21 protein-coding genes are annotated in these 20,385 nt (G+C 69.6%); 3 read left to right on the top strand and 18 right to left on the bottom strand.

What is annotated here, in order from left to right:
* Nucleotides 1-71: 71 nt before the first annotated feature.
* Nucleotides 72-1,121 (top strand): lipoate--protein ligase family protein, encoded by a 1,050-nt coding sequence (locus C5E05_RS12625; RefSeq protein ID WP_104244241.1) that lies wholly within the window; start codon nt 72-74, stop codon nt 1,119-1,121.
* 19 nt (nt 1,122-1,140) lie between these two features.
* Here C5E05_RS12625 and C5E05_RS12620 read toward each other — a convergent pair whose 3' ends face one another.
* Genes C5E05_RS12620 through C5E05_RS20190 form a run of 18 tightly spaced genes read right to left on the bottom strand, consistent with a single transcriptional unit; the run spans nt 1,141 to nt 18,637 of the window.
* Entirely contained in the window at nt 1,141-3,198 is a 2,058-nt protein-coding gene (locus tag C5E05_RS12620) for a GNAT family N-acetyltransferase (protein WP_104342112.1), read from the bottom strand.
* Nucleotides 3,195-4,073, bottom strand: coding sequence for an ABC transporter permease (locus tag C5E05_RS12615; protein WP_104342111.1), 879 nt, complete (start codon nt 4,071-4,073; stop codon nt 3,195-3,197). The genes C5E05_RS12620 and C5E05_RS12615 overlap by 4 nt, the downstream gene beginning before the upstream one ends.
* Nucleotides 4,070-4,969 (bottom strand): ABC transporter ATP-binding protein, encoded by a 900-nt coding sequence (locus C5E05_RS12610; RefSeq protein WP_104244247.1) that lies wholly within the window; start codon nt 4,967-4,969, stop codon nt 4,070-4,072. Before C5E05_RS12610 ends, C5E05_RS12615 begins: the two co-directional genes overlap by 4 nt.
* The gene (locus C5E05_RS12605) at nt 4,960-6,435 is read right to left on the bottom strand and encodes a carotenoid oxygenase family protein (RefSeq protein ID WP_104342110.1); all 1,476 of its coding nucleotides are present in this window, start codon (nt 6,433-6,435) and stop codon (nt 4,960-4,962) included. Before C5E05_RS12605 ends, C5E05_RS12610 begins: the two co-directional genes overlap by 10 nt.
* Nucleotides 6,432-7,718 (bottom strand): ABC transporter permease, encoded by a 1,287-nt coding sequence (locus C5E05_RS12600; protein WP_104342109.1) that lies wholly within the window; start codon nt 7,716-7,718, stop codon nt 6,432-6,434. Before C5E05_RS12600 ends, C5E05_RS12605 begins: the two co-directional genes overlap by 4 nt.
* Nucleotides 7,702-8,418 (bottom strand): flavodoxin family protein, encoded by a 717-nt coding sequence (locus C5E05_RS12595; RefSeq protein WP_181059563.1) that lies wholly within the window; start codon nt 8,416-8,418, stop codon nt 7,702-7,704. The genes C5E05_RS12600 and C5E05_RS12595 overlap by 17 nt, the downstream gene beginning before the upstream one ends.
* Nucleotides 8,415-9,080, bottom strand: coding sequence for an ABC transporter ATP-binding protein (locus tag C5E05_RS12590; protein WP_104244255.1), 666 nt, complete (start codon nt 9,078-9,080; stop codon nt 8,415-8,417). Before C5E05_RS12590 ends, C5E05_RS12595 begins: the two co-directional genes overlap by 4 nt.
* Complete coding sequence (fabZ, locus tag C5E05_RS12585) at nt 9,077-9,481, bottom strand: 3-hydroxyacyl-ACP dehydratase FabZ (RefSeq protein WP_374953450.1); 405 nt, start codon at nt 9,479-9,481, stop codon at nt 9,077-9,079. Before fabZ ends, C5E05_RS12590 begins: the two co-directional genes overlap by 4 nt.
* A 26-nt stretch (nt 9,482-9,507) precedes the next feature.
* Nucleotides 9,508-10,269 carry a 3-oxoacyl-ACP reductase FabG gene (gene fabG, locus C5E05_RS12580; RefSeq protein ID WP_104244259.1) on the bottom strand — a complete coding sequence of 254 codons (762 nt, stop codon included), beginning with the start codon at nt 10,267-10,269 and terminating at the stop codon, nt 9,508-9,510.
* On the bottom strand, nt 10,266-11,387 hold the full coding sequence (locus C5E05_RS12575) for a beta-ketoacyl synthase N-terminal-like domain-containing protein (RefSeq protein WP_104342107.1): 1,122 nt from the start codon (nt 11,385-11,387) through the stop codon (nt 10,266-10,268). The genes fabG and C5E05_RS12575 overlap by 4 nt, the downstream gene beginning before the upstream one ends.
* The gene (locus tag C5E05_RS12570) at nt 11,384-12,823 is read right to left on the bottom strand and encodes an NAD(P)/FAD-dependent oxidoreductase (protein ID WP_104342106.1); all 1,440 of its coding nucleotides are present in this window, start codon (nt 12,821-12,823) and stop codon (nt 11,384-11,386) included. The genes C5E05_RS12575 and C5E05_RS12570 overlap by 4 nt, the downstream gene beginning before the upstream one ends.
* The gene (locus tag C5E05_RS12565) at nt 12,810-13,283 is read right to left on the bottom strand and encodes a thioesterase family protein (protein WP_104244265.1); all 474 of its coding nucleotides are present in this window, start codon (nt 13,281-13,283) and stop codon (nt 12,810-12,812) included. The genes C5E05_RS12570 and C5E05_RS12565 overlap by 14 nt, the downstream gene beginning before the upstream one ends.
* A complete protein-coding gene (locus tag C5E05_RS12560; protein ID WP_104342105.1) occupies nt 13,280-14,470 on the bottom strand; it encodes an ABC transporter permease in 1,191 nt (396 codons plus the stop codon). The genes C5E05_RS12565 and C5E05_RS12560 overlap by 4 nt, the downstream gene beginning before the upstream one ends.
* A complete protein-coding gene (locus C5E05_RS12555) occupies nt 14,467-15,093 on the bottom strand; it encodes a 4'-phosphopantetheinyl transferase superfamily protein (RefSeq protein WP_181059561.1) in 627 nt (208 codons plus the stop codon). The genes C5E05_RS12560 and C5E05_RS12555 overlap by 4 nt, the downstream gene beginning before the upstream one ends.
* Complete coding sequence (locus tag C5E05_RS12550; protein WP_104244271.1) at nt 15,090-16,148, bottom strand: DUF4872 domain-containing protein; 1,059 nt, start codon at nt 16,146-16,148, stop codon at nt 15,090-15,092. The genes C5E05_RS12555 and C5E05_RS12550 overlap by 4 nt, the downstream gene beginning before the upstream one ends.
* Complete coding sequence (locus tag C5E05_RS12545; protein ID WP_146081114.1) at nt 16,145-17,098, bottom strand: hypothetical protein; 954 nt, start codon at nt 17,096-17,098, stop codon at nt 16,145-16,147. The genes C5E05_RS12550 and C5E05_RS12545 overlap by 4 nt, the downstream gene beginning before the upstream one ends.
* A complete protein-coding gene (locus tag C5E05_RS12540) occupies nt 17,095-18,309 on the bottom strand; it encodes a beta-ketoacyl-[acyl-carrier-protein] synthase family protein (protein ID WP_181059559.1) in 1,215 nt (404 codons plus the stop codon). The genes C5E05_RS12545 and C5E05_RS12540 overlap by 4 nt, the downstream gene beginning before the upstream one ends.
* Before the next feature lie 28 nt (nt 18,310-18,337).
* Complete coding sequence (locus C5E05_RS20190; RefSeq protein WP_181059557.1) at nt 18,338-18,637, bottom strand: phosphopantetheine-binding protein; 300 nt, start codon at nt 18,635-18,637, stop codon at nt 18,338-18,340.
* 311 nt (nt 18,638-18,948) lie between these two features.
* Between C5E05_RS20190 and C5E05_RS12535 the strand changes: the two genes are divergently transcribed.
* Both C5E05_RS12535 and C5E05_RS12530 read left to right on the top strand, forming a co-directional pair.
* Entirely contained in the window at nt 18,949-20,046 is a 1,098-nt protein-coding gene (locus C5E05_RS12535) for a DUF6177 family protein (protein WP_104342101.1), read from the top strand.
* A gap of 2 nt (nt 20,047-20,048) precedes the next feature.
* A complete protein-coding gene (locus C5E05_RS12530) occupies nt 20,049-20,384 on the top strand; it encodes a hypothetical protein (RefSeq protein WP_104342100.1) in 336 nt (111 codons plus the stop codon).
* Nucleotide 20,385 lies beyond the last annotated feature (1 nt).

Raw genomic sequence — 20,385 nt, 5'->3', positions numbered from 1 at the left:
GGGTGAAACTGACCCATTCGGTGTGGCGGGGGCGGAGGGCAGGTGCGAGCGGAGCGCCGTAGAGTGCTCTCATGCACGGTGAGTACAAGGTTCCTGGCGGGAAGCTCGTCACAGTCGACCTCGAGGTGGAGGGCGGTCGCATCGTCGATCCGCACCTCGCCGGCGATTTCTTCCTCGAGCCCGATGAGGCGCTCGACGACATCAACAGCGCACTGCGGGGGCTCGCCGCCGATTCGTCGGCGGAGGACATCTCGGCGGCGGTTCGGGACGGCCTGCGGGAGGACGCGACACTGCTCGGCGTCACGCCGGAGGCGGTCGGCGTGGTCGTGCGCCGTGCCGTCCTCGGCGCCAGGGACTGGCGCGCGTACGACTGGCAGATCCTGCATCCGGGCCCCCTGTCGCCCCGCGAGCACGTCGCGCTCGACCAGGTGCTGACGGAGGAGGTCGGCGCCGGTCGTCGGCCGGCGACGCTGCGGCTGTGGGAGTGGGATGAGACGGCGGTCGTGCTCGGCTCGTTCCAGTCGGTGAAGAACGAGGTCGACCAGAAGAACCTCGACAAGTACGGGGTGCAGCTGGTGCGGCGCATCACGGGCGGCGGGGCCATGTTCATGGAGGCCGGTTCGGTGGTGACGTACTCGCTGTACGTGCCGAGCGATCTGGTGCATGGCATGTCGTTCGCGGAGTCGTACGCGTTCCTCGACTCGTGGGTGCTGGATGCGCTGCACGGCCTGGGCATCAACGCGAGGTACGAGCCGCTCAACGACATCGCGAGCCCGTCGGGGAAGATCGGCGGGGCGGCGCAGAAGCGGCTCGGCTCGGGTGCGGTGCTGCACCACGCGACGCTCAGCTACGACATCGACGGCGACCGCATGACGGAGGTGCTGCGCATCGGCAGGGAGAAGCTGAGCGACAAGGGCACGCAGTCCGCGAACAAGCGGGTGAGCCCGCTCCGCTCGCAGACGGGACTCGAGCGTTCGGCGATCATCGACCATTTCAAGCAGACGTTCGTGGAACATTACGGCGGCACGCCGGGTGAGCTCACCGAGGACGAGCTGGCGCGTGCGCGCGAGCTGGCGCAGTCGAAGTTCGCTTCGCGGGAGTGGACGCACCGGGTTCCGTAGCCTGCGGGCGCGTGCCTCGTCAGAGGAGGGTGAGGCGCCAGCGGGCGTGACGTTCCTCGCCGGCTGGGCGCGCGAGGCATGTCGCGAGCACACCGGCCGGTCCGGCCCGGAGGAGCACCTCCGCGTGGTCTCCGTCTCTGGGCTCGACCAGCACGTCGCCGGCTGGGGTCGGGAACCGGAACGCCCGCGTCCAGGTGCGCCAGGGCGGCCCCGCGATGCTCAGGCGCTTCGCGTCCGGCCCGTCGACGAGGTCGATGTGCTGGGCGGTCGCCGGCACGAAGACGAAGACTGCGAGCTCGTCGGTGCCGGGTGCTTCTGTCAGATCGCTCAGGGAGATGTCGATCGCTGAGAAGTCGGCGTTCGGCTGAACGCCCCAGCGTCGTTCGCCTGCGCTGGCACCGTCGAGGGTGAAGCTGGCGTCGTGCGGCGCCCACTCGACGCCGTGGTCTGGCGTCGTCCGGTCGCGGAGGCTCGCGACCCAGGCTGCTGCTGGCAGGCGGTAGAGGGGCCCGATGGAGCGACTGCGTGGCTGGGAGGATTCCAGCACGTGGATGCCGCGGTGCCGCCAGGCGTGGAGGCCCGTCGCGGCTGACACGTCGAGGCTGCCCGCAGGAGTGAGGCCGTCGTCATCGTGCGCGGCTCGCGTCCATAGCCGCCGAGGCAGAGGCAGAGGCCGAGGCGTCGGCGTCGGCGTCGGCGTCTGCGCCGCCACGGGCATCCGCGTCTGCTGCCCGTCGCGGAGCTCGACGCGGTAGGCGATGGTGCCGTCGCTGCTGATTCGGGCCAGGTGCGGTCCTTCGACTCGCCAGGCGCCCGAGGTGAGCCCGGTCACGTCGATGCCGATTTCGCTGTGCTTCTCGTGCCAGCTCGCTCGCATCCCGAGCGCTTCGTACGTGTGGGCAGCGCCGACGGCGGGTTCGAAGTCGGTGGCCTCGGGAGGCCAGATCCCGCGCACGACGTGGGCCGAGCGCTTGTCGCGTCCGCGCGCCGCGATGGTCAGCTCGGCGTCGCGGAACCCGCTCCAGGGGGAGGCGGTGAGGAGGTGGCCGCAGTTCTGCGTGACGGTGAGCTCGATGCTCCCGCGCCGGAAGCTGACGACGCGGGTGAGGTGCTCCGAGGTGGTGGTCCACGTGCCGCCGTGCTGGCTGACGCTCACCCGCGTGACCGCTGGTCGCCGCACGCCTGCCGGGGTGTCGCCGCAGACGGGGAACGCATCGACGAGCAGCGGGCCGAGCCGGTCCCTGTGTCGAACGGTCAGGGCGCCCGTCTCGACGTCCAGCTCGGCGCTGAACCCGCCGAGCTCGTGGCGAAGCGGCGGACGCACGGCTCGGGAGGGAGGGGCGAGTTCCGCATCCGGAATCTCGGCTGGGTCGCCGTCGACCCTCCCGGAGACGAGTTCGCCCGTCTGGCCGTCCACGACCGCCTCGATCCGGCTCGTGCCGATGCGCAGTCTGTAGTCGATGACGGTCCGCCCGGCTCCGTCGATGCGGACACCGCCGGTGAGCGACTCCGCCCGAGCCTCCCGCAGCGATCGTGTCTCTGATCCTGGCGCGCTCGGGCCCACGAGGCCGGCCTCTCCGGGGAACAGGGCCGACGAGATCCCAGGGAGGTGGTTCACGAGTTCCAGGTAGCCGTCTTCGTCCGGCCTCGGGGAGGAGACGTTGCGGAAGCCGACGCGCACGTAGAGCGGGAACGCTCGCTGGTTGGCGGGGTCGACCTCGAGCCGCAGTGTGCGCAGGCCGAGCGAGGGGAAGCGTCGGAAGGACTCGGCGAACAGCTCGCCGACGAGGAAACCGCCTCGCAGGGTGCGCTCGACGACGAACATGACGGCGAAGAGGTGGCCTTCTGGCGCCACCCGGCGTCCGGACATGCGCGCGTAGGCGAGGGTGCCGACGATCGTGTCTCGGCTCTCCGCCACGAGGAGGAGGCGCACCCCGGTCTCCTGGATGCTCGCGAGCAGGGATGCGCCGTCCAGCGGCAGTCCCGTCACGACGGGCCCGCTCCCGTGGTCGTTGATGAAGCGGGCGACCCGCTCCGCGTCCGTCGCGGCGTCGAAGGGTCTGATCCTGGTGGTCATCGGATCTTCGCGGAGAGGCGCCACACGCCGAGGCCCAGGAAGAGCGCGAAGACGGCGGCGAGGGCGAGGCTCGCGATGCTCGCGGTCAGCTCGAGCGCGCCGACGCTCGCGGTCATCCCGTAGAAGTCCCGGAGCCCGTCGAGCGCGGCTTGGTCGCCGCCGGCCAGGGCGCTGGCTGCCTGCTCGGTGTACGGACGCCGGATGAGCATGGCGGCCTGGGCGAACGGCAGCGTGTTGATCATCGTGACGACTCCGGCCGGGAGCGTGCCGGCTGGCACGTACGCGCCGGAGAAGAACCCGATGAGCGACCCGATGACGGTGGACACCGCGGTGAAGGCGCCGGCCGTCTTCAGGAAGGTGACGATGAAGGCGCCGAGACCTGAGAAGGTCGCGCTCGAGAGGAGGACGAAGGCGAAGGTCGTCCCGAGGTTGCCCGGTGTCAGGGGCGGGTGCCCCTGCGTGAGCAGGTAGAGCTGGCCGATCACGATGATGACCGTGGTCATGATCACGGAGATGATGAATCCTGCGATGAGGTAGCCCAGCACCACCTGGGAGCGTCGGAGGGGCGACACCATGAAGTCCCGGAAGCGACCGGTGACGTTGTCGTCGACGAAGACACCGAGTCCGGCGATGGCGGTCGTGAGGGTGGTGATCATCGTGATGCCCGCGAAGACCCACGAGTCGACGAACCAGCGCACGTCGGCGTCGGCGGCCTGCGGGAACGTGGTGCGGAGGATGCCGACCTGCAGTCCGCCGAGGAAGAGCGCGTAGAGCGCGATCAGGATGATCGCGGACAGCAGCGAGAAGAAGACGCCGATCCGGTCTCGGAAGAACAGACGGAGGTTGCGTCCCGTGAGGAGCCAGATGCTGCTCATGCGGCGACCCCCTTGAGGAGGGCGAGGAAGACGTCGTCCATGGTGCCGTGTCGGAACTCGAAGTCTCGGACTCGGAGGCGACGCAGGAGGTCGAGCGCCTCCGTCGACGACGAGACGGTGACCCGGAGGTCGTCGCCCTCTCGGCGCACGTCGATGCCGGAGGCCGCGCAGAGGCGGAGGGCTTCCGCGGGGTCGTCGAGGCGGAGCGTCAGCACGCTCGAGCTGAACTGGGCGCGAAGCTGAGCCGGTGTGCCTGCGGCGACGATCCGCCCCTTGTCGATGACGCACACCTCGTCGGCGTTCTCCGTCTCCTCCATGTAGTGGGTGGTGAGGAAGATGGTGGTGCCCTGGTCTCGGCGGATGTCGTGGATCGTCGACCAGATGAGCTCTCGCGACTGCGGGTCGAGTCCGGCGGTGGGTTCGTCGAGGAACAGCACGGTCGGTCGGTGCATGAGTGCCCGCGCGATGTCCGCCCGGCGCCGCTGCCCGCCGGAGAGCGGGCCGTACCGTCGGTCCAGGATGGGCTCGATGCCGACGAGGCCTGCGAGCTCGGCCGTGCGGGTTCTGGTCTCCTGCTTGCTGAGACCGTAGAAGCCCGCCCGGATCTCGAGGTTCTCCCGCACGGTCAGGAGGGGGTCGAGCAGGGACGACTGGAAGACGGCTCCGATGGTGCGCTTCACCCGCTGCGCTTCCGTCTGCACGTCGAAGCCGTTGACGGTGATCGTGCCCGAGGTGGGCGTGAGCGTCGTCGTGATGCACCCGATGGTCGTGGACTTGCCCGCGCCGTTCTCCCCGAGGAAGGCGAAGACCGAGCCTCCGGGGACGGAGAGCGACAGCTCGTCCACTGCGACGAGCTCGCCGTACGTCTTGCTGAGTCTCTCGACCTCTACCGACACCAGTTCTCCTTCGTGCTTCGCGCCATGGCCGTGTGATGCTCTCGGCGGTCCGGCCCCGCCTGCGGGCCGTCGTCGTGGGCGGGGATCCAGCTGCCGTGCAGCCCCAGCGGGATCCGCGCGGGGAGGTGGATGCGCGCGAGCTCGTCGCCGCCGAAGTCCTGAGCGCTCAGGATCAGGAGGTCGCTGGCGTTCCGCTGCGGGTTGTGGACGTAGCAGAGCAGGTAGCCGTCGTCCTCCTCGGTACTCCCGGCTCGCGCGACGAAGATCGCCTCGCCGACTGCCGCATCCGTGCCGAGCCGCCGCGCCTGCGCGGAGCCGCGGTCCAGGTCGTGCTTGAAGAGCACGTTGTCGAACTGCGAGTCTGGGACGTCGTCGAGCTCTCTCGGCCCGGTCCGCCAGGTCGCGACGAGCTCGCCGGCGCTTGACGTGTAGGCGAAGCGGTTCCGGCGGCCGGAGCGGCGGTCGTCGATGCGCGGGAACTCCTGCGGGGTGTCGTCGAGTCGACGCCGGACCACGGTTCCGCGGGTGAGGTCGAGCGTGAATCGCTCCAGCGACGGGGTGCCGTGGCCTTCGATGGAACCGCGACGCGTGGCGAACATGGAGGGGTGCGTGATGGCGTCGAGGGTGATGACGTTGTCCGCCTCGAAGGCGTTGACCGTGTGGTAGATCCAGACGGGGTCGATGTCGAACCACGTCACGTCTGCGCGCTCGTCGCCTCGGGACAGGACACCGAGGCGCGCCTTCGCCGCCGAGCTCCATCTGAACGGGAAGGGGTCTCCGGCGGCGGCGGCCAGCGCGCTGAACTTGGCGGGCAGGTCGAAGAGGATCACGTGCTCGCTCGTGAGCGCGAAGTCGTGCATCATCGTGGCCGTGGGCAGCTCGATCGACTGCGAGCGGACCAGCTGACCGCGCGCGGACACGACGCAGTACTCGACGGAGGGCGACCCGGAGAAGTAGCCGACCGTATGGAGGTCACCGGTTTCCGGGTCCGTCTTGGGATGCGCGGACAGGCCGGCCCGCAGCGTACCGTCGAAGTCGTACGGGCCCACCGTCTCGAGGCTCGCGTCGAGCTCGAACGGGAGCGTCCCGCCTTCGCCGAGGGACAGGATCCTGCCAGCGTGCCCGACGACGTTGATGTTCGAGGCAGTGTCGACGCCGCCGAGCACCGAGTACGCGCGTCGGGGTTCGCCGAGCGTTCGCGTGACGGGGCTCTGCCGGACCCAGCGGTTGCGGTACCACTCGGCGCGGCCGTCCCTGAGGCGCACGCCGTGGATCATGCCGGCGCCGAGGAAGTAGTGGAACCTCGCGTGCTCGACGCCGATCGGATTGGGCCCGTTGCGGAGGTACCGGCCGTCGAGGTCGGTCGGGATGGATCCGGTCACCGCCAGATCGAAGGCGGTCACCTCCTCGGCGACCGGGGCGAACGACCCCTTCCGGAACGGGGAGCGAGCACCCGTGTTCCTCATGCGGCTTCCGCCATCTGCACCGGTGAGCGGGAGAGCAGCTTCCGGGCGGCGAGCGCGATCGCCGCCTGCTGCGCGGCGATCATGAGTCCTCCGGTGAGCAGGACGTCCGAGGCCTTCAGTGAGGGTCGGAGCGTGTCGCCCCCGAACAGCTGCTGCCCCTCCCCGATCGGGATGCCGACGGCGCCTGCGATCGCGACGGCGACGATGGCCGCGACAGTGCCGATGGTCACCATCCCGAGCCCGATGAGCAGGACCTGCATGGCGTACACCGTCTCGAGGTCTCTCGCGCTGAAGCCCATCGTCCGCATCGTCGCGAGTTCGCGTCGGTCGCGACGCAGGGAGAACCCGACGACGTTGCCGATGAGGACCGCGCAGATGAGCGCCGCGACGATCACGAGCGCCCACATGATCGCCTGCTGCGCGGCGAGGACCGTGAAGATCAGCCCGGCCGTCTCCTTCGACGTGAGGAACTGCAGCCCAGGAGCGTCAGGGCCGAGGGAGGCCGCCGCTGTCGCGGGGTCCACACCCGGGTCGAGGGTGATGAGCATCTGCGTGATGGCGTCTGGCCGGTCCAGGATCTCCTGCATGCCGGCGATGTCCATGATCACGGAGCTGGAGCGGAAGAGCCCGAATCGGCTGTTGTCGTACACGCAGACGACGTCGGCGGTGACGGGACCGGCATCGACGGGCGCGCCGGCGACCGAGAGGAGCACGCTCGTGCCGACGTCGATGCCGAGCTCGTCCCGCTGCGCGATGTTGATGCAGACCTGCGCGGCGCCCGCGGGCGCCTGCCCTGCGACGATCTCGTAGCCCTCCGCGGCGACGTCCGAGCCCACGAGGACGACCCCGGCATCCTGCGCCTCGGCCGTCATGCTCGCGCCGGCCGTGAGGCGCGGCCGCACCTGCTCGACGCCCTCGGCTCCCGCGACGCGCTGCACCGCGGACTCGGCGTCCGGGATGTAGGTGACGACGTCGGACTCCGGGTTGAGCATCGAGTACTCGTACCCGTCTGCGAACGCGGAGACGTCGCCGCTGATGATGTCGCTGGCCGACTGCGTCATCATGGTGCCCATCGCGGTGATCGCCGCGAACGAGAGCAGCAGTCCGAAGGTCGCGACGGAGACGCTCGTGAACGTCCGGGCGTTGCGGGGGTTCGCGCGGATCATGGACACCGCCATGTGGAGCTTGTAGCGCAGGTCGAGGCTCGCGCCCCGCCCTGGCGTCTCGCGCCTCGCAGCCGATCCGGGGCGCTCGGTGGGTTCAGGGTCAGTGGCTCGCGTCATCTGTCGGACTCTCCTTCATCGCTCGGTCCTGCTCCGCGAAGTACCGCTCGTCGCTGCGGAAGAGTCGCTTCACCACGTCCGGGTGCTCCCGAAGCGATCTCCGGATGTCGACGCCGAAGGTCTCTTCTGGCACGTGCTCGCTCGGCGATTCGACGGCCGAGATGAAGGCGTCGAGCGATGCCCGCATGGCCTCGCCCGCCGCAGTCTCGCCGTAGTCGAACACGATCATGGGGCTGCCGATGTTGCAGACGTCGACGACGCTGGCACCGTAGCTCCCGAGCACTCGCCTGAGGTACTCGGCCGCGTACGGGGCATCGAACGGACTCGCGGATGTGGACATCGCCAGCGCCCCCTTGCCCGCGAGGAGCTGCCGGTGGCTCAGGCGCGTCGTCCGCTCGATGAAGCGCATCATCGTCGAGTTGACGTTCGCGCAGTAGTTCGGGCTCGCGAGGATGACGCCGTCCGCGGCGAGCATCGCGTCGATCAGGGTCTCCGCGTCGTCGACGAACGTGCATCCATCTCGACGGAAGCAGCGGCCGTTGCCGTCGCACGTCGTGATGTCCAGGTTCCACAGCGCGGTCTCCTCGTACCGCCAGGCAGGGCGCCGCTCGGCGAGGTAGGAGCGGGAGGCTTCGAGCATCACCGCCGTGTGGCTGAGGTTCCTCGGCCGCGGGCTGGAGTGGATGGCGAGGATCTTCACGCCGCGAGCCGCCCATCGACGAGGTGCACGATGCGTCTCCCCGCTGCCAGGACTCGGTCGTCGTGGGATGAGACGACGATCGTCGTGCCGTCCCGTTCGTTGAGCAGGCGCAGGAGGTCGAGGACCCCGTCAGCGTTGCGCCCGTCGAGGCTCGCCGTCGGCTCGTCCGCGACGACCACCGCGGTTCCGCTGGTGACGGCGCGGATGATCGCCGCGCGCTGCTGCTGGCCTCCCGACAGCTGCCGTGGAAGCGCCGTGAGCTTGTCGCCGAGGCCGACTGCGGCGAGCAGCTCGCGGGTCCTGGCCGCCGCTCCTCGCGTGAGCCGGCCCTGGACCCGGAGCTGCAGGACGGCGTTCTCGTAGACGGAGAGGGAGCCGACGAGGTTCGACTTCTGGAACACGTAGCCGATCTGATCGCGGCGGAAGTCGGAGAGCTCGCGAGGCGAGAGGCGGGTCAGCTCAGCGCCGTTGACCGTGACCGAGCCCGAGGTCGCCGTGTCGAGTCCTCCGATGAGGTTGAGCAGGGTGGTCTTGCCCGATCCGGAGGGGCCCGCGAGCACGACGAACTCGCCGGCCGCGATCTCGAGGGAGATGCCGCGGTTCGCGCGCACCTCGCTCGTGCCCTCGCCGTAGGTCTTGGTCAGGTCATGCGTCGTGATCATGCGGTACGTCCTTCGAGGAAGCTGTAGGTGATGTCGGCGCTCGCGACGATGCGGTCGTCGACGGTCGCGGTCGCCTCGACCTTCCCCATGGAGGCGAGCGTCGCGATCGCCCGTGCGTCGAGGATGAGTCGGTCGCCGGGGACCACGGAGTTCCGGAAGCGGACGGTGTCGATCCGGGCGAGGACGCAGAGCCGATCCCCGATGTCGAACAGCTGGCCTCCTGCCTGGGCCATCGCCTCGAGGATCAGGACTCCGGGCATGATCGGGTTCCCTGGGAAGTGGCCCGCGAAGTGCGGCTCGTTGACCGTGACGTTCTTGATCGCGCGAACCGAGGTTCCGGGATCGAGCTCCTCGATCCTGTCGAGCAGGAGGAACGGGTACCGGTGGGGGAGCCGCGCCATGAGGTCGCGCGTGGTCGCGGCGCCACTCATGCCGTGAGCCCGCCATCGGCGACCAGGCAGTGCCCGTTGATGTAGGAGGCGCTCGGCCCCGCGAGGAACTGGACGACGTCCGCGATCTCCTCCGCCCGCCCGAAGCGGGCCTGGGGGATGAGCTTCAGGTAGTCGTCGCGCGTCGGCTGCGGCAGCGAGTCGAGCATGTCGGTGTCGATGAAGCCGGGAGCGACCGAGTTCACCCGGATGCCGAACGTCGCGAGTTCCTTCGCGAGGGTCTTGGTGAGGGCGATGACGCCGGCTTTCGCGGCCGCGTAGTTGGCCTGCCCGATGGGGCTCGTGAGGGCGCTCACGGAGGCGATGTTCACGATGGTCCCGTGCTTGGCGGCGGCCATCAGCCAGGCTGCCTGCCTCGAGCAGGAGAAGGTCCCGGACAGGTCGGTGTCGACCACGGACCGCCAGGACTCCTCGCTCATCATGAGCGCGTACCCGTCCTTGGCGTGGCCAGCGTTGTTGACCTGCACGTCGAGCCCACCCCACGCGGTCTTGATCTCGGCGAACATGGCCTTCACCTCGGCGAAGGAGGAGACATCCGCCTTGACCGGCAGCACCTGGCCGGGGTAGCGGTGCTCGAGGCGCTCGAGCACCGACATGGTCTCGCTCCGAGTGCTGCGGTAGTTCACGGCGACGCGAGCCCCGCTGTGTAGGAAGCGCTCCGCGATGGCGAGGCCGATTCCGCGGGTCGCGCCGGTGACGCAGACGCGGGTCGTGCCTTCGGGGTGACGATGGGCGTTCATGCTGCCGCCTTCCGGGTGATCGTCGAGGTCACGCCGCCGTTGACGGTCGCCACGGTCGTGAGGATGCTCGAGCCAGGCGCGGATGCCTGCAAGCCGATGACGTGGGCGAGGGCCTCGTTGCCGCCGAAGCACTCGCCGGTCGCGAGTCGCGGCAGCAGCACGCTGCCGCGGTGGCCGATGGCGCGGATGGCCGAGAGCTCGCTCCGCGTGAGGCCCTCGAGGCCGTTCGCGGTGCCGACGACCGTGTCGACCTCGTCGATGGTGAGGTTCGCGCGTTCGAGCGCCTGCCGCATCGAATGCTCGATGGTCGTGTCGTCTGGCTGCCAGTCCAGGTAGCTGACGCCTGCGCCTGCCGCCGAAGCCGAGGCTGTGCTCAGGAGCGTCGCGAGCGGCGTCGCACCGCGTGCCTCGGCCGACCGGGCCGACTCCAGGACGACGACGGCTGCCGCTTCCCCCGTGGCGAAGGTGAAGGCGACCCCTCTGGGGTACTCGAAGACGCGGTCGAAGTACTCGGTCATGATCTGGTTGGTCTCGTCGAGGGAGATGGCGAGCAGCGCATCCGCCTTGCCGGAGGCGAGCAGCAGCTCGGCGTAGGCAAGCGCTGACCCGCCGACGAGGGTCGAGTTGGCCCCCTTGAGGCCGAGGGCGAGGCTCGCCTGGCCGTTGGCCACGTTGTAGACGGTCTGCGTGAAGAGCCCGGGACTCGCCTGCTGGAGCCCGCCGCCGAGGAGACCGTCGAGGTACTCGCTGACGACTCGCTGCGGCCCGTACTCGGTGCCGGTGACCACGCCGACTCGCTCGAGGTCGGCTGGCCGTTCGCCGAGGCGGGCCGAGGTGAAGGCGACGGTGGCGGCCGCCATGGCGATCTGGCTGAAGCGCTTCTTGCGGCGGAGCCCAACGGGCTTCACGTAGTCCGTGATGCTGAAGCCCTCCGGAATCGGCCGGGTCTCGTGTCCGTGCTGCGTCGTCGAGCGGGACGCGAGGCGCTCGGCTTCGTCGATGTCGGCGAAGGCCCAGCCGAATCGGTCGAGCGCGCCGGCGGACGCCGCGTGGTCCTCGAGGCCCAGGCCGAGCGGCGAGATCGCCCCGAAGCCGGTGATGAGCGTGGGTGCTGTCATTGCTGTGCTCGCTTTCTCAGCCAGTTCTCTGCGAGGGAGATGGATCTCGCAGCGGATGCGATCAGCTGCGGGAGGCCCGATCCGTACTCGCCCCACTGGCCGGTGATGAAGGTGTTCTGCAGGCCGGTGCGCTGGCTGATCCGGCGCACCAGGTAGTTGTCGACGTCGTGGGCCCAGCCCGTCGCCGATCCGCCTCGGTGCCCGAACCAGCGCAGGTAGTCGAGCGGGGTCACGACCCTGCGGTAGACGCAGTGCTCGCGCAGCTCTGGCACCAGGCGCCTCGCGACGAGAGCTTCGACGACCTGCGCGTACTCGTCGTAGAAGGCCTCGTCGTGGGCTTCCTCGTCGTGGTACATGTCGACCTCCACGCGCAGGAGGTCTCGGCCCGGTGCCGCCAGGGAGGGGTCGATGCGGCTCGGGAAGTGCAGCTTGATCACCGGGTGGTGCGGCAGCCTGCCGGTCTCGAGCACCCGATAGGTCTCGAACACGTCGTCGGTGTCCGTGAGGTAGTGGCGGGCGGCGCCCGCGAACCGTGAGAGGTCGGCGCCCTCGAGCGTGAGGAACAGGCTCAGCGAGGAGTGCCCACGTCGTCGCCCCTCGACGGCGATGCCCGTGCCTCCGTGCTCGGCCAGCATCGTCTCGAGCGCGAAGACGTCGCCGTTGTAGAGGACGACGTCCCCTGCTCTCGTCGAGCCGTCCGCGAGCCGCACGCCATGCGCGACTCCGTCGGCGGCGAGGATGGCGGTGACCTCCGCGCCGAGCAGCACCTCGCCGCCCGACTCGGTGATGTACCCGACCAGGGCGTCGACGAGCGTGCGCATGCCTCCTCGGAGGGAGACCATCCCCTTCGCGTAGCACTCGGTGAAGAACCCGGCCATGATCATGAGCGACGACTCGTCGCACTGGATGCGCATGGCAAGCGCCGTGCGCAGCAGCGGGTCGGCGACGGTGGCCGTGCAGAACTCCTCGAAACCCCGCCGGTAGTTCCGCATCATGAACCGGCCCTTGTCCTCGGAGCCGCCGTCGTCGCCGAGGAACTGGCGCATGAAGCCGAAGAACGCCGCCAGGTCGTCCGTGGACTCCGGGAACTGGACTCCGAGGCTCGTCTGGAGCCGGTCGAGACCGGTCGGCAGGGTGATGCGTCGATCGCCGATGACCATGACGTCGGCGATGTCGACGGGTTCGAGGTGCACGGCGTGCTCGATGTCGAGCTCGTGGAGCAGGGTGTGGAGGGCCCCTCCGGGGTGGCCGCCGAGCAGGTGCGAGACGGCGAGGTCGAAGTGGTCGCCGGCGTCGTTCCGGAACCCCCCGAAGTAGCCGCCGGCCTGTTCGCGCTGCTCGAGGACGGTGACGTGGTAACCGTGCGCCGTGAGGCGGGCCGCCGCGACGAGGCCGGCCATGCCGCTGCCGACGACGATGCATTCAGAGCCTGGCATCGAATTCCTTTCCGTCGGTGACCGCGTGCGGGTGCTCCGCGAAGAAGCTGTCCATGCGGTGCCTCGTCGACTCCGGCCACCTGAAGAGGAACCGGTTGTTGCCGCGGAGCACGACGTGCTCGGTCATGCCGATCGCCACGGGGCTGCCGTCGCGCACTTGAGTGAGGCGGTAGTAGAAGACGAGCTTCGTGGTCGCCTGCGGCTTCAGGAAGGTCTCGAGGCGGAGCTCGTCGCCGAAGCGTCCGAGGCCGAGGAACGAGACTCGCGTCTTGGTGACGGGGACGAAGAGCGTGTCCCCCTCGAGTTCGAGCAGGCTCCCGCCGCGGGTGAGCTCGTCGATGAGCGCGAAGCGTCCGACCTCGAACCAGGTGAACAGGTTGCTGTGGTGGAAGACGCCGGCCATGTCGGTCTCGCTGAAGCGCACGGAGAACCGGGTCTCGTTCACGCTGCGGCCGCTCATCGGAGCTCCAGCAAGGTGAGCGCGGGCTGCTTCGACACCCCATGGACCGGGAACCAGAGCACTGCCACGGTCAACGTGAGGCCGATGGCGAAGGGGGCGGCGAACGCCCACCAGCTCGGGTCGAGGTGGAGCCTCGTCGACCCCACGGCGAACGCGAAGGCCGAGTCGGTGGAGGAGACCTCAAGGAGGTTCACGACGGCCACCGTGGCGATGGCGAGGAGGGCGCCGATCGCGTATCCGACGATGAACTGGGCGACCACCTCCGCGAGGTACATCCGTCGCAGCGTCCCGCCGCGCGTTCCGACGGCTTTCAGCACGGCGAGATCGCCGACGCGGGAGAGCATGGCCGAGTAGATGAGCGAGGTGAGGCCGATGCAGATGACGACGTAGGTGAACGTGAAGACGGACACCAGGAGGATGCCCCAGATCTTCGGGCCGAGCATGAGAGCCGACCAGCTCGTCTCCGACCAGGAGGACACCGTGGTCGGGGTGCCCAGCGCGGCGGCGGCGGTTGTGATCTCGACTCGCGCCGACTCGTCGTCAGCGGCGTCGACGAGGATCGCGTTGACGCTGTCCGGGTCGCCGTGCACACGCTCGGCGAGGCTGTCTCGGTCGACGATCGCCCAGCTCTCCATGACGAAGCTCGGGGTGTCTGGGGTGACGACGTCGTCGACGGTGTAGGTGATCTCGGTGCCGGCAACGGAGATGCTGACCTCGTCTCCCGCCGTGACCCCGAGGCGGCTCGCGGTCTTCTCATGGAGTTCGATGTGCTGCGTGCCGATGCGCTCCGGTGGGAGTCCGAGGTTCTCGGCGAGCTGCGGTTCCGCGGAGAGATCGGCGCCGATGAGGCTCACCGATGCGCTCTCGGGGCGTGCGCTCGAGCCGTTCGGGTTCGAGACGTTCGCGGTGAGCTGCAGCCGGGGCCGCACGGATTCCGCGTCGCTCGCGGACGAGAAGCGCTCCGCGGTCGCTGCGTCGAAGCTGAGGGCGCCGCCGCTGTCGGCGCTCGGCTCGACGAGCCACGTCGCCCCGACGCTCCCGAAGACGAGCCGGTCGGCGTTCTGACCGATGGAGCCGACGAAGAACAGAGCGATGACGAAGAGCGCGATGCCGATGGCAACCTGGCTCACCACGCCTGCTGCTTCGCGCCGGTAGTGGACGACGTCGTGCAGCGCCAGTCTGATCATGCGGCTCGTTCCTTTCGATCGGTGGCTGCCGCGGCGGCGAGCTGGATAGCGGTCGGGGTGCGCCGGAGGACCGTGATCTCGCTGCCCACGGGGTGGGCCAGGATGCAGACGGCACCAGGGATGGTGAGGCGCGTGAACTCGACATCCGGGTGAGACGCGCGCAGTGCGGCTTCGTCGAAAGCCCCGAACCCGATGCCGAGTCCGCGCCCTGCGCGCTTGCCCCAGGACTCCTTGAGGACGAAGATCTCGAGCAGCCGAGCCGGTGACGTCGCGATCTCTCGGCGTTCTGCGGGGGTGAAGAACCCCGACCGCAGCGACGGCAGCTCACGGTGCAGCCGGTGCTCTCTGGGTGAGCCGACGGCTTCGAGGTCGATGCCGATGGGCTCGCGGGCGACCGCGCAGACGGACAGCTCGCCCGAGTGCGACGTCGAGAAGTGGAGCCCGCTCGTCTCGAGCCGGGGCTTCTCGGGAGACCGCCTGGTCACCCGCGCGTCGTGCACGCCGAACTCCGCGAGGGTCTCGGTCAGGAGTGCACGGCCCGCGGCTCGGCGCAGCTGCCAGCCACCGGTCGGCGCCGCTGCGCGTCGTATCTCCGCCCGGTCCAGCCAGCTGACCGCGATCACGAGGTGCCTCGGAGGAGGCAGTCGGCGAGCGATGAGAGCCGGGAGACGGCCTCGAGTTCCGCGCGGCGCAGTTCGCGCATCCGAGAGACGAGGTCACCCCAGCCGTCTCTCGGGTCTTCGGCCCCGGCATGTGCGCGGAGTGCCCTCGCGAACGCGCGCCACCCTCGTCCGAGGCTCGCGTACTTATCGGCGATCGGGTCGAGGTCGCCGTGTCCGAGGTGCCGCGCGCTTGCGCGCAGCCCACGTGAGAAGAGGTGCCGACCGGCGCCGCCGCCGGTCCCGATCTTCTCGAGCATGGTCGAGATCGACAGCAGCTCTCCCCGCATCTGCTGGGTCGTGAGCACGTCGGGCATGGAGGACAGCTCGCGTTCGAGTGCCTTCAGCGCCCGTTCTCCCTGCGTGTTGTTGGCGGGGTTGAGGAACAGCTCGGCGCTCTCCGCGAGGGAGACGATCAGCACCTCGTCGAGGTCGGGGACGAGCCTCGGCGGAACGATTCGCCCGACGGCGAACTTCCGCGCCGGCGCCGCCATGAGCAGGGACCCATCGCTCGGCATCGAGGCCGCGGCCGCCGCGCTCGCGGCGGACACCTCGACCGGTGTCGACCAGAGGTAGTCGTTGCAGATCAGGTCGCCGTTCGGCAGGACGGCCCTGACGGGAAGCGCGTGCTCGCCGAACGCATGGACCTCGTCCCAGGGGAGGACGCCCGCGAAGCTCGGGAGCTCGCGCGCCTCGCAGTACAGGTAGGGGAGGAGCCCCTGCTCCGACCATTCCCGTGCGCGCTCGGTCATCGTGTGCGCGTCCGGATGCGAGAGGAACTCGATGCGCGAGCCCGTGCGCCGCGCGAAGAAGTGCTCGAGGTCGTGCATGCGCGCGTTGACGTAGACGTTGCTCTCCTCACGGTGGAAGAGGAACCCGAAACCGCCGCCGATGACGAAGCAGAGCCCCTCGTCGAGGTCGAACCCGGTGCCCTGGAAGACGTTCGAGAGCATGGTGGAGAAGCAGTGCGACCCGCGGCGGTAGGTCTCGGGCCACGTCGTGCGCGCGGTGAGGTTCACGACTCGGTCTCCGCTGCTCGCCAGACGCGGACCGTCTCGAGGGCGGCTCGTTCGACCGCGACGATCGCGGTGAGCGCGGTGTCGTCACCGTCGAGGAATGCCCGGTGCAGTCCAGCGGACCGAAGGAAACCCAGCCTCGTGGCGTCGTGCGCGTTGGCACCGCCGTAGGTGTCGAGGGCGTCGACGAGGCGCGTGCGCCCGTAGCTGCTGTCGCCGCAGGAGACCGCGCGGAGTCGGTGGCGGTAGGCGGCGACGTCGCCCCGGCTGGGGCGCGTGGCCAGCCAGTCCGACAGCATGGACAGCCCGTCCTCCGCGACCCGCATGCGCTGGAGCGCGAGGCCGAGGGAACGCGCGGCCCGCCGTGCGAACGAGAATCGGCTCGGCGCGATGATCGCCCTGAGGGAGGGGACCGGCGCGGCGTACCCCCAGGACGTCAGGGACGCGCTGCTCAGCTCGCGGTAGCTGAGCGAGCGGTCGGCGTAGATCGACGTGACGCGGACCGACGCGGTGTCGAACTCGCTGAGTGCGACGGGGAGGAGGACCCTCGAACCCGTCGCGGGATCCGTCTCCGGGTGGATGGCGTACATGGGCGCCGCTCGCCAGCGTCGCTCCGTCAGCGCATGCTCGCGCCGTGCGGCTTCGAGGAACTGCGCGCTGTCTGCGGTGCGGAACTGCTCGCAGTTGAACCCCGCGGCTTCGAACAGGTCGAAGGCGGCCTCCAGCCCACCGAACTCGTCTCGACCGTCGGCGATGGGCCGGACGTAGCGGAACGTGGAGGCCATGGCGCAGACCGCCACTGGCTCGATCTCGATGCCGAGGTGGCCGAAGACGAGCTGTGCTGGTGCGATGACGGGGTGCGCGACCTCTGCGATCTCGGAGGCCCTGATCTCGGAGGCGCTGATCTCGGAGGCCGCGACGGCGGAGCCCACCGGCTGAACGTGGGCCATCATGCCGGCGGCCGGAAGCTGCGCACGGCGATGCAGGTGTTGTTGCCGCCGAAGCCGAACGAGGTGGAGATGGCGACGTCCACGCGGTGATCCTCGAGGGTGCGCGTCGGCAGCTCGAGGTCTTCGAAGCCGCTCATGGCCTCTCGGAGGCCGAAGTTCCCCGGTACGAAGTCGCCGTCCATCGCGGCGAGGCAGGCGAGCAGCTCGATGCTGCCCGCGCAGCTGAGCGTGTGGCCGTGCAGCGGCTTCGTCGAGCTCACGGGGATGGCGCGGAGCCCGTCGCCGAAGACGCTCCGCAGCGCGGTCAGCTCCATGACGTCGTTGTACCGCGTGCCTGTGCCGTGCGCGTTGACGTAGTCGACGTCGGCGGGCAGCACGCCCGCCTGCTCGAGGCACTGTCGGATCGCGAGCTCCGCCCCTCGTCCGCTCGGGTCGGGAGCCGTCGCGTGGTGCGCGTCGTCGGAGAGCCCGTACCCTGCGACCTCGCCGTAGACGCTCGCGCCTCGTGCGAGGGCCGACGCCTCGGACTCGAGCACGAACATGCAGGCGGCCTCGCCGAGCCCGGTGCCGTCTCGGAGCTCATCGAACGGCCGGAGCGCGTCGTGCGTCAACGACTTGAGCAGCGTGAAACCGGAGTAGGAGAGCATCGAGAACGGTTCGGCGCCGCCGGCGAGCGCCAGGTCGGCGTGCCCGGCGGCGATGAGGTCGCAGGCGAGTCCGACGGAGTTGCTTCCTGCGGCACAGGCTGTCGACACGGATGCCTGGGGGCCGCGGAGCCCGAACTCGGATCGTATCGACGCCGCGACGGTCCCCGGCGTCCGCACGATGGTCGCCCCCGTCTCGAGAGTTCCCGCCAGCGACTGCTCCGCGTATGCCTGGTTGGTCTCGACGCCGGCGTTCGACGAGGCGACGACCACCGCAGTGCGAAACGGGTCGAGATCTTCGGAGGACAGGCCGGCGTCTGCGAGGGCGCGGCTCGCGCAGAATGCTCCGTAGTGCTGGGCCGTCTCCCATCCTGGTCGGTTCGCGACGAACGCCTCGAACGCGTCGGGCGCCTCGCTGATGATCGCGCCTCGGTCGTAGGGGAACTCGGTGGTGTCGAAGGCCGTGATCGGCGCGAAACCTGAGTCGCCGTTCCGAAGCGAGTCGCTGAATTCCGTGAAGCTGTTGCCGATCGGGCTGAGCAGCCCGACGCCGGTGATGAGGATGCGCACTGCCGGACCAGTCGTCGGGCGACGCAGGCTAGGACGTGCTCGCGTCGAGGGGACGCGGCTCGCGGATATAGGCGGCGATGGCTCGCACGGAGCCGAAGATCTCAGGCTGGTCGTCCGGCAGCTCCACGTCGAACGCGCTGCCGAGGGCGAGGACGACCTCGAGGATATCGATGGAATCGAGGTTAAGTGAGCTCTCCTCGAAGTCGGTTCCCTCGGCCAGGGCGGCGAAGATCGGCGCGTCGACGTCGATGTCGGCCGTTTCGATCTCCAAGCCCAGCCGGGCAACGATCGCCGCGATGATGTCGCGCTCGAGGTCAGTGTTCGCCATGATGGATTCCTTCTTGTCCGCCGCCCAGGAAGCTACGTTTAAGTAGCACTTCGGACATTAGCAGGAAGAATCTCGAGTAACAAACCCGGCTTCGTGGCTGTGGAGGAGGCCGCGCTGTGCGGGGCGGCCGAGCGGCGGTGGCGGTGTTTGCGTGGGGCGGTCGATCGGCAGGGGAGAACTGCCCTTCGGGTGTCGCCGTTCTGCAGATAATCTGGCGATTCGTCCGAGTGCCCCGGAGGTTCCCAAGTGCCGCACCAGTCCCACGTGCCGTGCCAGCTCAGCAAGACCAGAGCCTGCCAGGAGGTGACCGCGTGACCGCGTTCATCGACCCGCTCTCCGACGAGCGAGGTGCTGACGGGGCCGGCGGCGGCTACACGGTCTACTGGGCGTCGGCGGAGCGCGTGACGCTCTCCAGGCCGTTGCAGCGCTTCCTCATGGACGCCCACGCCGCACGACTCCGGCCCGTTCTCGTCACCACCGACCACGCGCACGTCTCCACCTTCGTTGCGGATGCGTTCCAGGCCGCAGGCGGGTACTGGGCCGTCTCCTTCGAGGGCGCGATGTTCGACGCCTTCCGGGGAACACGCATCTCCAGCTTCGGCGACTTCTGGGCGCCAAGGGCCGACCGAGTGCCAGAAGCGCACCCGACGCTCTCTCGCCTTCGCGAGCACACCGTCCCCTCGTTCGTCTTCGACGTGTACGTGCGAGACCGCGCCGACGAGCGCACCCTGATCGGTGGTGTCGCCGACCAGCTCGTCGCGGGTCTCGGCGGGACCGGGCTCGAACGGTGGGGTGTGGTCGAACCGCTCGCCGGGCGATGGTCTCATGCTGCCGTCACCGAGTCGATGCGGCGGCAGATGCCCGTCACCGAGCGCCACTACGCATCCGGTGACGACGGCGCGGCCGTGAGCCTCGCAGCGTCTCGGACCAAGACGGGACTGCTCGAGCACGTGCGGGGCACCGTGCCGATCCGCGACGCGGAGCTCTCCCCGCTCGCCAACGTGCCGGGCGGTGCGCTCGCCGCGCATCCGCGAGTCCTCGACACCCTCCAGGCGCTGGCAGAGCGGGCACGCGTGAACGTCGCGCTCCTGTCCTGCGGCGAGGTCGAAGAGCGAGCTGGCTCCTCCGGGCGGCTCCCAGGCGTACGCAGGCCAGAGCAGCCATTGGCCGTCCTTCTCGGCGCCCGCGCCGTCCGTGACCTCGCGGTCGGCGTCGAGGCGCTCGCCGAGCGACACGACGTCACGACCGTCGGCCTCCGCCGGGCTCCTGCGCTCGTCGTCCGCCTCTCCGGCGGCGACCCGCTGTGGCACCAGCTGCGCGCGTTCGCCTCCGACCTCGACCAGGAGCGCCTCGCGTCCGCACTCGCCCTCGAGTTCGCCACGGGCGACACCAAGGTCGGGAGGAGCTGAGCATGCCGATCGAACTGGTCCTGTTGAGTGAGGTGGCGCCGAGCGACGAGGCCGTCGCGCGCGCCATCGCGGAGACGCACCCGGAAGGGCAGCTCATCTCGTTCGAGGGAGGCGCGGTCCGCCACGCCGTCGACGGTGACGTCGCGTCGCTGCTCACGCTCTTCGAGAGCCAGCCGATCGTGGACGCGACGAGCGCGGCCGCGGCGCTGGCGCATCCGCCTGCCGCGTTCGGGCTCTGGACGGAGGTGACCGTGCCGAGGGGCGCGGCGCAGCAAGGGCGTGAGCTCGCCGAGCGGCTCGCCTCGGCGATCGGCGGCTCAGTGACAGAGAGGGTGTGAC

This window comes from Pseudoclavibacter sp. AY1H1 (assembly GCF_002931055.1).
Lineage (GTDB): Bacteria > Actinomycetota > Actinomycetes > Actinomycetales > Microbacteriaceae > Pseudoclavibacter.
The sequence above is the reverse complement of the archived record's forward strand: the minus strand, read 5'-3'. Positions and strand labels throughout refer to the sequence as shown.